The sequence below is a fragment of the Bartonella sp. AP58NXGY genome, assembly GCF_042195785.1.
Classification (GTDB): Bacteria; Pseudomonadota; Alphaproteobacteria; order Rhizobiales; family Rhizobiaceae; genus Bartonella.
Window position 1 is genome coordinate 1 of record NZ_JBHIOY010000139.1, and the last position, 535, is coordinate 535.

The 535-nt window shown below is 43.4% G+C and carries 1 protein-coding gene; it reads right to left on the reverse strand.

Annotation, left to right across the window (positions count from 1 at the left end):
* On the reverse strand, window positions 1-535 hold a 535-nt coding region (locus tag ACFINC_RS10025; protein ID WP_375617118.1), incomplete at both ends, for a virB8 family protein.

Sequence of the window (535 nt, forward strand, 5' to 3'; positions counted from 1 at the left end):
TAAGCAATCGATCAGATGATTTCATGGGGGCACCGACATAGGTGTAACCAATTGTTGCAATCTGGTGTTGTTTTGGTCCATTAGCAGCACCGCTGCTGTCAAGCTGTTGAGTCGTAAAACGTACAGTTGCTTGACCGAGTCCATTGGGCTGGATTGATCGCACTTTAACTGTGATACGTGCTTTGTTGGAAAGCACTTTATCCCGTGCATTTTCTCCATCATAGATTTTATAATATTCTTGCTGAACAGAAGCTGCACTTAAAAGAGCTGTTGTGTCATAGTTCAGTTGAATGGTATCGTAGTCATAAGTTTCACGGTTAAGTACATATTGGTTGAGCCAATATCTGTCTACAACTTCACCATAGCTTTCTTCGTGCTCACGCATAATTGAGATAACATCAACAGCACCTGTTGTGTTATCAACACGTAACACTAAAGGTGTAGGGGCTGGTTGGGAAAATCCAATGACGCCACATATCATACCGAATAAGCCAAAAAGACCAACAGCACTCGCTACACGCCACGCCGTTCTGCG